This is a genomic window from Cupriavidus sp. KB_39, from assembly GCF_052114485.1.
GTDB lineage: Bacteria > Pseudomonadota > Gammaproteobacteria > Burkholderiales > Burkholderiaceae > Cupriavidus.
Genome location: NZ_JBFREV010000006.1, coordinates 204,376 through 217,367 on the forward strand (window position 1 = coordinate 204,376; position 12,992 = coordinate 217,367).

The window sequence follows — 12,992 nt, forward strand, 5'->3', positions numbered from 1 at the left end:
GGCGCTTCGCTCCGCGCCCCCTACCCCTGATTGCTGAGGAGAAAGTATGGACGCCGCCAAGACCGTGATCCCCGATATGGATGCCCTGTGGATGCCGTTCACCGCCAATCGCCAGTACAAGGCCGCCCCGCGCCTGCTGGCCTCGGCCAGCGGCATGTACTACACCACCCACGACGGCCGCAAGGTCCTGGACGGCTGTGCCGGCCTCTGGTGCGTGGCCGCCGGCCATGGCCGCAAGGAAATCGTCGATGCCATCGCCCGGCAGGCCGCCACGCTGGACTACGCGCCGCCGTTCCAGATGGGCCATCCGCTCTCGTTCGAGGCTGCCACCAAGCTGGCCGCGATCATGCCGAAGACGCTGGATCGCATTTTCTTCACGAACTCGGGTTCGGAGTCGGTCGATACGGCGCTGAAGATCGCCCTGGCCTACCACCGCGCGCGGGGCGAAGGCCAGCGCACGCGCATCATCGGCCGCGAGCGCGGGTACCACGGCGTGGGCTTCGGCGGTATGGCCGTGGGTGGCATCGGCCCGAATCGCAAGACCTGGTCGGCCAACCTGATGCCGGGCACGGACCACCTGCCGGCCACGCTGAACATCGCCGAGGCTGCGTACTCGAAGGGCCAGCCGCAGTGGGGCGCCCACCTGGCCGATGAACTCGAGCGCATCATCGCGCTGCACGATGCCTCGAACGTGGCCGCCGTGATCGTCGAGCCGCTGGCGGGTTCGGCAGGCGTGTTGGTGCCGCCGGTCGGCTATCTCGAGAAGCTGCGCGAGATCACGAGCAAGCATGGCATTTTGCTGATTTTCGATGAGGTCATCACGGCGTTCGGCCGYCTTGGCACCGCCACCGCCGCCGAGCGCTTCAACGTGACGCCAGACCTGATCACGATGGCGAAGGCCATCAACAACGCCGCTGTGCCGATGGGCGCCGTGGCTGTGCGCCGCGACGTGCACGACACCGTGGTCAACGCCGGCGCGCCGAACGGCATCGAGCTGCTGCACGGCTATACCTATTCCGGCCATCCGCTGGCGTGCGCGGCGGCTATCGCCACGCTGGACCTGTACCAGCGTGACAACCTGTTCGGCCGTGCCGCCGAACTGGCGCCGAAGTTCGAGTCGGCCGTGCATGGCCTGCGCGGTGCGCCGCATGTGAAGGACATCCGCAACCTGGGGCTGGTRGCCGGCGTGGAGCTGGAGTCGCGCCCCGGCCAACCGGGCGCGCGCGCCTACGAGGCCTTCCTGAAATGCCTCGAGCGCGGCGTGCTGGTGCGCTACACCGGCGACATCCTGGCGTTCTCGCCGCCGCTGATCATTTCCGAGGCRGAGATCGACCAGTTGTTCGATACCGTCAGGCAAGTGCTGAACGACGTGCAATAAGCCCGTACAGGGGCTCGCCAAGACAGACTGAGAGGAAGACGCAGTGAACATCGCTGAAAACCGGCAGATCGCCGAAATCCATCACTACATCGGCGGTAGCGTCCGCCGCGCCGCCGCCGAGGGTACCGGCCGTTTCGCCGAGGTATTCAACCCCGCCACCGGCGAGGTGGCTGCGCGCGTGGCGCTGGGCAGCGCCGAAGACGTCGGTGCCGCCGTGGCCGCCGCCAAGGCAGCGTTTCCGGCATGGTCCGAACTGGCCCCGCTGCGCCGCGCGCGCATCCTGTTCAAGTTCAAGGAACTGCTGGACAAGCAYCATGACGACCTGGCCGCGCTGATCACGCGCGAGCACGGCAAGGTGTTTTCGGACGCCAAGGGCGAGGTCACGCGCGGTATCGAGGTGGTGGAGTTCGCCTGCGGCATCCCCAACCTGCTCAAGACCGACTTCACCGACAACATCGGCGGCGGCATCGACAACTGGAACCTGCGCCAGCCGCTGGGCGTGGTGGCCGGCATCACGCCGTTCAACTTCCCGGTGATGGTGCCGATGTGGATGTTCCCGGTGGCGCTGGCCTGCGGCAACACCTTCGTGCTCAAGCCGTCCGAGCGCGACCCCTCGCCAAGCCTGCTGATCGCCGACCTGCTCAAGCAGGCCGGCCTGCCCGATGGCGTGTTCAACGTGGTGCAGGGCGACAAGACCGCCGTGGACGCGCTGCTGGCCCACCCGGACGTGCAGGCGCTGTCGTTCGTCGGCTCCACGCCGATCGCCGAGTACATCTACACGGAAGGCACCAAGCACGGCAAGCGCGTGCAGGCGCTGGGCGGCGCCAAGAACCACCTCGTGGTGATGCCGGACGCGGACCTGGACCAGGCCGTGGACGCGCTGATCGGTGCCGCCTACGGCTCCGCCGGCGAGCGCTGCATGGCGATCTCGGTCGCGGTGGCGGTGGGCGACGTGGCCGACAAGCTCGTGCCGCGCCTGGCCGAACGCGCCCGCGCGCTGAAGATCCGCAACGGCATGGACGCCGACGCCGAAATGGGCCCGCTGGTGACTGGCGTGCACAAGGCCAAGGTCGAGGGCTACATCGCCAAGGGCGAGGCCGAAGGCGCCACGCTGGTCACGGACGGGCGCGGCCACAAGGTGGACGGCCACGACGGCGGCTTCTTCGTCGGCGGCACGCTGTTCGACCACGTGAAGCCGGACATGACGATCTACAAGGAAGAGATCTTCGGCCCGGTGCTGTCCGTGGTGCGCGTGCACGACTTCGCCGAAGCCGTGGACCTGATCAACCGCCACGAATTCGGCAACGGCGTGTCGTGCTACACCAGCGACGGYGGCATCGCCCGGGCATTCTCGCGCCAGATCCAGGTCGGCATGGTGGGCATCAACGTGCCGATTCCAGTCCCCATGGCCTGGCACTCGTTCGGCGGCTGGAAGCGCTCCCTGTTCGGCGACCACCACGCCTACGGCGAGGAAGGCGTGCGGTTCTACACGCGCTACAAGAGCATCATGCAGCGCTGGCCCGACAGTATCGGCAAGGGCGCCGAATTCACGATGCCGGTGGCGAAGTGAKGGKGTAGGGAAAGGTCGTAGAAGTGCGAAACGGCAGGGTTTTGACCCTGCCGTTTTTTATTGTCGAAGCACCCTTGCAATCTCATTCAGGAACGATTGCGTGGTGTAACCCCATAACGCCGGGTCAGGCTCACCGCCAAACAGATTCTCAAATGCTGCATCCAGATCGAAAGGGTGGTCTGCCTTTATGTTTTCTATCTCGCGCATCACGCTCTTGCGCATGTCAGGATCCGATTGACGCATGTAGGTCTCGACGATTTCCTCGATATTTTCTCCCCACATGTCCGCGTCCTCGTTAAAGTAGCCGATGATAAGGTGCCAAAGTTGAGGGTATTTGGGTGTCGCCATCTGGAGTCAAAGTCCGGTATAGGCCGTCACTATATAGAACGGCATGTCGTTGTAGCTGACGGGTTCCAGCACTACAGTAACGCTAGTGGCGTCATGCATCTTGCCTGAATTCCGAAACAGCACTTTCCCTACAGGTTTCCCCAAGCTAGATGTGAGGACCAGTCGGCCTTTTCCGGTGGCGGCCCATCCCGCTATTCGATTTTGCTCCCGACGCATGACGTCGGAAATCGCCCATTCGGCAGTGTGCAGATTGGTGAATGTCGATACCCTACCCCGCTTCGACTCCCGTACCAAACGGGCGCGCAATTGGGCTTCAGTTTGCCCGATGTGTTTCAGGATCGTATGCCCGCCCAAGCCGCCCGCAGTTTTCGCTTCATGCTGCATCAAATTGATGCGCCCCAGCGTAATGCTCGCCACCCGCGCGGCCTTCAACATCCCCGCAAGCCCGAAGCCTACGCCGATGTCCAGCGACAGCCCGATGTTGTTGGCCATATCGGGCGGCGCCCGCATTGTGTGGGCCAGCTTGGCGGCGCCCCGCTGGGTCAGGGTTGCCGTGTCGCGCCCGGTCCATGCCTGCCGCATGCCCCGCCAGGCGGTGTCGGCGCCATGCATGCCAAAGGCGATGCAACCTGCCTTGGTGACCCCGGTCGGCTCCGGTGCGATGCATAGCACCCCGGCACCGACCATCTCCAGCACGCCGCCGACGATGTCCAGGCCGCCCCACAGGCGGTTGCTCATCGTTTCAGCGGGGCTGATCGAGCGATGCGCAAGCACCGCAGCCAACTGCGGCGCGCTCAGGACYACGCGCACGCCTTCCATCTCGTCCAACTGAGCCATTGCAACCTACCTCCTGTCAGAAAAGGAGGATCGACGCTAGCTGTTCAACGGCCAGACACATTTGAGATATCTCAAACCGCGCGGGTTCGTAACGAAAATGTTGCAGTGGCCTGAGGCTGGCTTGGTTCTACACGCGCTGCATGATGCCGGTGGCGAAGTGATGGTGAGAAGTGCGGAATGGCGGGTGTGTGGACTCCGCAGTTTCTTATTGAGGCAGCCTAGATGGCTCAACCAGAAAAGGACAGAAGCGCGTCGATCCCTCGCAGAAGTTCGCCTAGGAAGGACTGATCCAGCCCACATTGCCCTGTAATCCATGCGCCAACGGGTGGTGCTGGCTGAAACCGCCAGTCGCCAATGATCTGCCCTTGATCAAGCGTTCGCAATATCAGCGAAAAGCCAGCTTCAACACCTGCCAACTCGGCTGTTTGTCCCACCTGGAGTTGGGTTTGCATGGTCTCCAGCTGTTGTTGAAACTGCCGCAATTCCCCAGGCATGACACTCCATGCCCCCTCGGCGCGAATGCCCGGGGCAGTCAAGTCGATCTGGACATCGATCCATTCGAGATAGGGTCCTCCCGGTTCCTCACGCCGCGCGGAAACCGGCCTGATTTGAAGCTTGAAGTCGTCTGTGTCAAGGGTCAGCATGGGCCAATAGTACATAGCGCAACGCACTGAAATGTTGAAAATGTCATCAGAGGGAGTCAATGCGTGCGAGAGACCCAGCCGATATTCCCCTTCCCCAAACCGTCCCCAAGCACAACAATGATCTGACCCACCCCCGTCGGAGCCCTCGCSATGAGTCTGTTTCGCACCAAGAACATCGATGCCATGCTCGAGGTCAGCGCGCACGACGGGTTGCGCAAGGTGCTCGGGCCTGKGGATCTGGTGATGATGGGGATTGGCGCCATCATCGGCACCGGGATCTTCGTGTTGACGGGGACCGGGGCGCTCACGGCGGGGCCGGCGTTGACGGTGTCGTTCGTGATCGCGGCGATGGCGTGCGGGTTTGCGGCGCTTTGCTATGCCGAGTTTGCGTCGGCCATCCCAGTGTCGGGGTCGATCTATACCTATAGCTACGCCACGCTGGGGGAGATCGTGGCGTGGATGATCGGGTGGGATCTGCTGCTCGAATATGGGCTGGCCACGTCGGCGGTGTCGGTGGGGTGGTCGGGGTACTTCCAGTCGCTGGTGGCCGGATTCGGGATTCGGCTACCCGTGGCGCTCACGGCGGCGCCGGGGGCGGTGCCCGGTGTGGAGACCATGCTGAACCTGCCGGCCGTGCTGATCATGCTGGCGATTACCTGGGTGGTGTCTTACGGCGTGCGCGAGTCGGCGCGGCTCAACAACGTGATGGTGGCGATCAAGGTCAGCGTGGTGCTGCTGTTCATCGTCGTCGGCGTGTGGCGTGTGCGGCCGGTCAACTGGGAGCCGTTCGCGCCGTTCGGCATGACCGGCATCTTCAACGCCGCCGCGCTGGTGTTCTTCGCCTTCATCGGCTTCGACGCGGTGACTTCGGCGGCGGAGGAGGTGCGCAACCCGCGCCGGGACCTGCCGATCGGCATCATCGGCTCGCTGGCGGTCTGCACCATTCTCTATGTGGTGGTGGCCGCCATCATGACCGGCATCGTGCCGTACGCGAAGTTCGCGGGGGTCGATCACCCGGTGTCGCTGGCGCTCCAGTACGCCGGGCAGAACTGGGTGGCGGGGTTTGTCGATCTCGGCGCCATCCTCGGCATGACCACGGTGATCCTCGTCATGACCTACGGGCAGACGCGGATCATCTTTGCGATGTCGCGCGATGGGCTGCTGCCCGAGGCGCTCTCGGCCGTCCATCCCGTGCACGCCACGCCGTTCGTCGCCACCTGGACGGTCGGGCTGATCTTCGCCGCCATCGCCGGCTTTGTGCCGCTGAACGTGCTGGCCGAGCTGATCAATATCGGCACGCTGGCGGCCTTCACGCTGATCTCGATTGCCATCCTGGTGCTGCGCCGCACCCGGCCGGACCTGCCGCGCGGCTTCCACTGCCCCGGCGTGCCCGTGGTGCCGCTGYTGGCGGTGGGGTTCTGCCTGTTCCTGATGGCGCACCTGCAATGGCTGACGTGGGTCGCCTTCCTGTGCTGGCTCGCGCTCGGGCTGGTGGTCTACTTCGCCTACTCSCGCCGCAACGCCGTGCTGCACAACCACGGCGGCGACGCGGAGGGCTAGCTGTCTCGCGATCCGGCATCGGCCAGGAACGCGCGCGAGCGCGCTTCCCCAGCATAGGCCGAGTTGATGCGCACCCAGGGCGTGGTCTCGCCGGCCGGGCGGAAGAAGTGCCCCGGCGCCAGCGCGATCCCGTACTGCTCGCCGAGCGTGACGAGGTCGCGCGAGTCGGCCATGCCGCGCGGCCGGGCCCACAGGAAGTTGCCGCCCGCAGGCTCGCAGAACACGTCCCAGTTGCTCTCGCCGAGGATCTTCACCGCATCGGCGGTGACCTCGCGGGTGCGCACGCGCAGCCGCTCCACATATTTGCGATAGGCGCCGCGTTCCAGCATTGTCGCCGTCACGGCTTCGGCGAAATGCGAGCCGGCCACGCTGGTCAACACCTTCACGTCGATCAGGTCCTTGACCAGCGCCTTGTCGGCCACGAGGTAGCCCACGCGCAGCGCCGCCGACACGGTCTTTGAGAATCCGCCTATATAGATGACGTGCTCGAGCTGATCGAGCGTGGCCAGCCGGTCGGTGAACGTGAGCTGGAAGTCCGAGAAGATGTCGTCCTCGACGAAGCGGAAGTTGTGCTTGCGCGCCAGTTCGAGCAGGCGGAACGCCACCGGGGGCGTCAGCGTGGAGCCAGTGGGGTTCTGGAGAATGCTGTTGGTGAAGAACAGCTTGGGCTTGTGGTCGCGCAGCAGGCGCTCGCAGGCTTCCGGGTCGGGGCCGTTCGGGGTGTGCGGCACGCCCACCAGCTGCACGCCGTGCAGCCGCAGCAGGCCGAACAGGTTGTAGTAGCCGGGGTCTTCGACGAACACGGTGTCGCCAGGCTTGAGCAGGTGCCGCACGACGAGGTCGAGCGCCTGGCTGGCCCCAGTGGTGATCAGCACCTGCGACAGCTCGGCCTGCACGCCCACCTGCCGCACGCGCGTGAGCACTTGCTTGCGCAGCTCCGGGTGGCCGAGCGGCGTGGCGTAGTGGATCACACTGTCGATGTCATGCCGGGTGATATGGCGGATGGCCTGCGTCAGCCCCTCCACATCGCGCCATTCCTCGGGCACGAAGCCGCCAGCCAGCTTCAGCGCGCCGCTGGGGTGGTGGAACTGGTCGATGATATGGACCGACAGGTCTTCGGCCAGGCTCGGGTCGGACCAGCCCCGGCCGCTGCGGCCGGCCAGCGTGCTGTCCGCCACATAGAAGCCCGAGCCCTGCCGTGAATCGAGCAGGCCCTGCGAGACCAGTCGGTCGTAGGCCTCGATGACCGGGAAGCGGCTGATGTTGTGCTCGGCGGCCAGCTGGCGGATCGATGGCAGGCGGGCGCCGGGCAGTGCCTCGCGCGAACTGATCCAGGCTTTGACGGCGAGCACGATCTGCTCGGTCAGCGGTACACCGGTGGAGGGGTCGAGGACGAGCTTCATGGCGGGGGCGGCGGGGGGTGGCGGCGAACTGTCAGCAAAAACTACTGAACAGTTCATCGAAAACTGTTCGGAACTGTGCATGGGATTGTAATCCTCGCCATGAATAATGGAAGCGTGGCGGAGGCGTCCGCGTTGTCCTTCGACGCCGCTCCGCCGGGCAGAACGAGGAGACCCCCATGCGTGAACTCAGGACCTTTGAACTCGATGAACCGGGCAAGCCCGTGAGCTGGCGTGTCCGGCATGGCCAGAGCGTTGCCGTGCTCGAAGGCCGGCTGTGGCTGACCATCGAAGGGCAGGCCGCCGATATCTGGCTGCGGCCGGGCGACATCTTCGCGCTACCCGAGGGCGCGCAGGTCTGGCTGTCGGGCGAGTCGCTGCTGGCCCGCTTCCAACTGGCCGAGACCCCCGCGCCGCTCTCGCTCCAACGTGCCGCCGCCATCGCCCGGCAACTGCTGCGCCGSTGGCGCGCCCGCAAGACGGACGCCTTCGGCGACTGCCCGCAGATCCACGCCTGAGCCTCCGYAACGCCGCGCGGCGGGCAAGTGCCTGCCGCGATCCATCCGGGCCAACCCCGCTGGTCCAATCCCTCCCGCCATGCGAGGATGCCGCCATGACCCTTGGCGCGCAGCCTTCCTGCCCGCCTTGCCTTACGTTAACGTAAACGTCATATAATCGTCCGGCCCCGTCAGTGCGGTCGTCAGAACCGCCGGCGCKTGGCACGCCAGCCACATATCCGAGCGGTGGAGACAATGACTGATCTTTCCGATGTGAGCAGGACCGCGGCGCCCAAGCCGCGCGCAGCCACGGGCAAGGGCCCCATTTCGCCCACCACGCCCGCTTCGCCGACCAACAAGGTGCGGTTTGTGACCGCCGCGTCATTGTTCGATGGCCACGACGCCTCGATCAACATCATGCGGCGCATCCTCCAGTCCCACGGCTGCGAGGTGATCCACCTGGGGCACAACCGCTCCGTGCACGAGGTGGTGACCGCCGCGCTGCAGGAAGACGCCCAGGGCATCGCCATCTCCAGCTATCAGGGCGGGCACGTCGAATACTTCAAATACATGATCGATCTGCTGCGCGAGCACGGCGGCGAGCACATCCAGGTGTTCGGCGGCGGCGGCGGCGTGATCGTGCCGGACGAGATCCGCGAACTGCAGGCCTACGGCGTGGCGCGCATCTACAGTCCCGAGGACGGCCAGCGCATGGGCCTGGCCGGCATGATCGCCGACATGGTGCAGCGCTGCGACATCGACCTGACCCGCTACGCGCCCACCTCGCTCGATGCCGTGGCCGGCGGCGACCGCCGCGCGCTGGCCCAGCTGATGACCGCGCTCGAGAACGGCCGCGCCGACCCGGYGCTGGTCGAGACCCTCCATGCCCAGGCGAAGACCGCCACMACGCCGGTACTCGGCATTACGGGGACGGGCGGTGCCGGCAAGTCGTCGCTGACGGACGAGCTGATCCGCCGTTTCCGGCTGGACCAGCAGGACGCGCTGTCGGTCGCGGTGATCTCGATCGACCCGTCGCGGCGCAAGTCCGGCGGCGCGCTGCTGGGCGACCGCATCCGCATGAACGCGATCAACCATCCGCACGTTTTCATGCGCTCGCTGGCCACGCGCGAGGCCGGCTCGGAGATTTCCCAGGCGCTGCCGGACGTGATTGCCGCCTGCAAGGCGGCGCGCTTCGATCTGGTGATCGTGGAGACGTCCGGGATCGGGCAGGGCGATGCGGCCATCGTGCCGCACGTGGACCTGTCGCTCTATGTGATGACGCCCGAGTTCGGCGCGGCGAGCCAGCTCGAGAAGATCGACATGCTCGACTTCGCCGACTTCGTCGCCATCAACAAGTTCGACCGCAAGGGCGCGCAGGACGCCTGGCGCGACGTGGCCAAGCAGGTGCAGCGCAACCGCGAGCAGTGGCACAGCAAGCCCGACGAGATGCCGGTCTATGGCACGCAGGCGTCGCGCTTCAATGACGAYGGCGTGACGATGCTCTATCASGGGCTGGCCGCCGCCCTGGCCGAGCGTGGCCTGGCGCTGAAGCCCGGCGTGCTGCCGGCCACCAGCGGGCGGATCTCGACYGGCCAGAACGTGATCGTGCCGCCGGCGCGCAGCCGCTATCTGGCCGAGCTGGCCGACACCGTGCGCGCCTACCATCGCCGCGTGGCCGAGCAGAGCCGGCTGGCGCGCGAGCGCCAGCAACTGCGCGCCGCCGGGGCGATGCTGAAGCAGTCCGACACCAGCGGCGATACCGCCGCGCTGGACACGCTGGCCGCCGACCGTGACGCCGCGCTCGGCGCCGTGGAGCGCAAGCTGCTGGCGATGTGGCCGCAGATGCAGCAGGCATACAGCGGCGACGAATACGTGGTGAAGATCCGCGACAAGGAGATCCGCACGGGGCTGGTGACCACCACGCTCTCCGGCACCAAGATCCGCAAGGTGGTGCTGCCGCGCTTCGAGGACGACGGCGAGATCCTGAAATGGCTGATGCGCGAGAACGTGCCGGGCAGCTTCCCGTACACGGCCGGCGTGTTCGCGTTCAAGCGCGAGGGCGAGGACCCCACCCGCATGTTCGCTGGCGAGGGTGATGCATTCCGCACAAATCGCCGTTTCAAGCTGGTGTCGGAAGGGATGGACGCCAAGCGCCTTTCCACCGCGTTCGACTCGGTCACGCTCTACGGCGAAGACCCGCACCTGCGCCCGGACATCTACGGCAAGGTCGGCAACTCGGGCGTCAGCATCGCCACGCTCGACGACATGAAGGTGCTCTACGACGGCTTCGACCTGACCAGTCCGAGCACGTCCGTGTCGATGACCATCAACGGACCCGCGCCGACCATCCTGGCGATGTTCATGAACACCGCCATCGACCAGAAGCTGGACAAGTTCCGCGTCGACAACGGCCGCGAGCCGACCGCCGACGAGGAATCGAAGATCCGCGCCTGGGTGCTCCAGAACGTGCGCGGCACGGTGCAGGCAGACATTCTCAAGGAGGATCAGGGCCAGAACACGTGCATCTTTTCCACCGAGTTCTCGCTGAAGGTGATGGGGGACATCCAGGAGTACTTCGTCCACCATCAGGTGCGCAATTTCTACTCGGTGTCGATCTCGGGCTATCACATCGCCGAGGCCGGCGCGAACCCGATCTCCCAGCTCGCGTTCACGCTCTCGAACGGCTTCACCTACGTGGAGGCCTACCTCGCGCGCGGCATGCATATCGACGACTTYGCGCCGAACCTGTCGTTCTTCTTCTCGAACGGCATGGACCCCGAGTACAGCGTGCTCGGCCGCGTGGCGCGCCGCATCTGGGCCGTGACGATGCGCGACAAGTACGGCGCCAACGACCGCAGCCAGAAGCTCAAGTACCACATCCAGACGTCGGGACGCTCGCTGCACGCGCAGGAAATCGACTTCAACGACATCCGCACCACGCTGCAGGCGCTGATCGCCATCTACGACAACTGCAACTCGCTGCATACCAACGCCTATGACGAGGCGATCACCACGCCGACCGGCGAATCGGTGCGCCGCGCGCTGGCGATCCAGCTCATCATCAACCGCGAATGGGGCGTGGCGAAGTGCGAGAACCCGAATCAGGGCAGCTTCCTGATCGAGGAGTTGACCGACCTCGTGGAAGAGGCCGTGCTGCAGGAGTTCGAGCGCATCGCCGAGCGCGGCGGCGTGCTCGGGGCGATGGAAACCGGCTACCAGCGCGGCAAGATCCAGGAGGAGTCGATGTACTACGAGCAGCTGAAGCACGACGGCACGCTGCCGATCATCGGCGTGAACACGTTCCGCAATCCGGAAGGGGACCCGACGCCGCAGAAGCTGGAGCTGGCGCGTTCGAGCGAGGAGGAGAAGCAGAGCCAGCTGAACCGCCTGGCGGAATTCCAGCAGGGCCACACGGCGGACGCCCCGGCGATGCTGGAGCGGCTGCGCCAGGCCGTGATCGCCAACCAGAACGTGTTCGCAGTGCTGATGGACGCCGTGCGCGTGTGCTCGTTAGGGCAGATCACGCACACGCTGTTCGAGGTCGGCGGGCAGTATCGGCGCAACATGTAGGAGTGGATGCAGGCAGCCGACGCAACGCTAGAAGAAGGTGCGGTAGCGGAAGTAGCCGTTTGTCCGCGCCGTGGACTCCATCTTTCCGGTGGGTCGGAACGCGCACCGCGAGTCGTGGATGTAGTCGTCCATGAGCTTGTGCACGCTTGGTGGCAGGGCGCCCGGCGCTTCCAGTGCTGCCAGCAGGCGAGCCGTGGCGGCATCCACGCGCGGCGCGTTGGCGATGCTCGGGCCTACGCGGCCTCCTGCGGGAATAGGCGGACGCATCGCCACGCGCAAGCTTCGGTGGTGGGTGGCAAAGTCCTCGGCCCCTTCACGCAGGTCGATCTGGTCGGGGTCCTTTCTCGCCCGCTGGTAGAAGCGGCGTCGCTCCAGCGCCTGGCCCGGCAAGTGCAGGCCGCTGCGCCATTGCAGGTCTGATGGGTATGCGCCTCGAGGAAGGCTTGCGTTGCCGGCTTGCCGGTGGCACTTGGCGCGATGCCACAGGTCGCATAGAAGTCATTGACGGTGGCGATCAGGTCCGGGGAGCAATGGAAGGCCCGGGCGAGGCCGGGGTCCTCCTGGATTTCATCGGATGACAACAGCGGCACACCGCCGACGAGCGCCGCGTGGTGCATGTCGATCAGCGGTATCTGCGATAACTGCGGTGACAATCCCCAATCCGGCATCGCCTTGCCTTGATCACCGGGCCGGTAGCCGCCCCCCACGTCTGAATGCATGCCGGGGTAAGCCACCTGCTTGCCACGCGCCATTTCCAGCGGAAAACTGCCGCGCTGTTCGTGCAGGGCGATGAAATGCACGCATTGTTCGATGGCGGGGTGGATGGCCATATGGGCGCCCCAGGAACCATGGCCGTCGGCGCCCGGAATGCCGTCGGGGATGCCGACTGCAGCGACCGTATCGAACAGGCCCATGAAGTGGATGCGAATCGGTATGCCAGCCAGCCGGTAGACGCCATCTTTCTGCGCAAGAAATTCGAACAGCCAATGGGCGAATGCGCGGGCTGCGGCGGCGCCGCGAGAGAATCCGAACACCGCGACATTGATCCGCGTGACCTTGCGCTCGCGGTCTGCCACCACTTTCGCCAGTTTGTTCTCCCAGGTCTTGAACGCGAGCTTGCGCATGGGATCATTCGGGTCATAGCTCATGCCTGATACGACGGCTCTCATCACGTGATCTGGGAGCATG

General features: G+C 65.6%; 11 protein-coding genes. 5 read left to right on the top strand and 6 right to left on the bottom strand.

The window, feature by feature from the left end; genetic code table 11:
• Positions 1-46 precede the first annotated feature (46 nt).
• Positions 47-1,378, top strand: a complete 1,332-nt coding sequence (locus AB4Z27_RS07355) for an aspartate aminotransferase family protein (RefSeq protein ID WP_092291512.1) — start codon at positions 47-49, stop codon at positions 1,376-1,378.
• A gap of 43 nt (positions 1,379-1,421) precedes the next feature.
• Complete coding sequence (locus AB4Z27_RS07360; RefSeq protein ID WP_092291514.1) at positions 1,422-2,948, top strand: CoA-acylating methylmalonate-semialdehyde dehydrogenase; 1,527 nt, start codon at positions 1,422-1,424, stop codon at positions 2,946-2,948.
• Between the two features lie 57 nt (positions 2,949-3,005).
• Here the strand turns inward: AB4Z27_RS07360 and AB4Z27_RS07365 are convergent, their stop codons facing one another.
• The 3 genes from AB4Z27_RS07365 to AB4Z27_RS07375 all read right to left on the bottom strand — a co-directional run bounded on the left by AB4Z27_RS07365 (position 3,006) and on the right by AB4Z27_RS07375 (position 4,777).
• The gene (locus AB4Z27_RS07365; protein WP_144199064.1) at positions 3,006-3,296 is read right to left on the bottom strand and encodes a contact-dependent growth inhibition system immunity protein; all 291 of its coding nucleotides are present in this window, start codon (positions 3,294-3,296) and stop codon (positions 3,006-3,008) included.
• Positions 3,297-3,302: 6 nt separating this feature from the next.
• Positions 3,303-4,133: an RNase A-like domain-containing protein gene (locus AB4Z27_RS07370; protein WP_144199062.1), complete on the bottom strand. Its 831-nt coding sequence runs from the start codon at positions 4,131-4,133 to the stop codon at positions 3,303-3,305.
• A 227-nt stretch (positions 4,134-4,360) separates the two neighbouring features.
• A complete protein-coding gene (locus AB4Z27_RS07375) occupies positions 4,361-4,777 on the bottom strand; it encodes a WapI family immunity protein (RefSeq protein ID WP_441591387.1) in 417 nt (138 codons plus the stop codon).
• A gap of 150 nt (positions 4,778-4,927) precedes the next feature.
• Here AB4Z27_RS07375 and AB4Z27_RS07380 point away from each other — a divergent pair, with 150 nt between their 5' ends.
• Entirely contained in the window at positions 4,928-6,337 is a 1,410-nt protein-coding gene (locus AB4Z27_RS07380; protein WP_441644153.1) for an amino acid permease, read from the top strand.
• On the opposite strand, the gene AB4Z27_RS07385 is transcribed toward AB4Z27_RS07380, so the two are convergent.
• A complete protein-coding gene (locus AB4Z27_RS07385) occupies positions 6,334-7,740 on the bottom strand; it encodes an aminotransferase-like domain-containing protein (protein ID WP_092291520.1) in 1,407 nt (468 codons plus the stop codon). The genes AB4Z27_RS07380 and AB4Z27_RS07385 overlap by 4 nt on opposite strands.
• Before the next feature lie 176 nt (positions 7,741-7,916).
• Between AB4Z27_RS07385 and AB4Z27_RS07390 the strand changes: the two genes are divergently transcribed.
• Together AB4Z27_RS07390 and icmF are read left to right on the top strand one after the other, a co-directional pair.
• A complete protein-coding gene (locus AB4Z27_RS07390) occupies positions 7,917-8,255 on the top strand; it encodes a DUF2917 domain-containing protein (RefSeq protein ID WP_092291522.1) in 339 nt (112 codons plus the stop codon).
• Between the two features lie 234 nt (positions 8,256-8,489).
• The gene (icmF, locus tag AB4Z27_RS07395) at positions 8,490-11,804 is read left to right on the top strand and encodes a fused isobutyryl-CoA mutase/GTPase IcmF (protein WP_441644154.1); all 3,315 of its coding nucleotides are present in this window, start codon (positions 8,490-8,492) and stop codon (positions 11,802-11,804) included.
• A gap of 27 nt (positions 11,805-11,831) precedes the next feature.
• Here icmF and AB4Z27_RS07400 read toward each other — a convergent pair whose 3' ends face one another.
• Together AB4Z27_RS07400 and AB4Z27_RS07405 are read right to left on the bottom strand one after the other, a co-directional pair.
• Positions 11,832-12,071, bottom strand: coding sequence for a hypothetical protein (locus AB4Z27_RS07400; protein ID WP_441644155.1), 240 nt, complete (start codon positions 12,069-12,071; stop codon positions 11,832-11,834).
• Positions 12,038-12,992 (bottom strand): T6SS phospholipase effector Tle1-like catalytic domain-containing protein (locus tag AB4Z27_RS07405; RefSeq protein WP_441644156.1); only part of this gene is annotated, 955 nt, incomplete at its 5' end. The genes AB4Z27_RS07405 and AB4Z27_RS07400, both read right to left, overlap by 34 nt.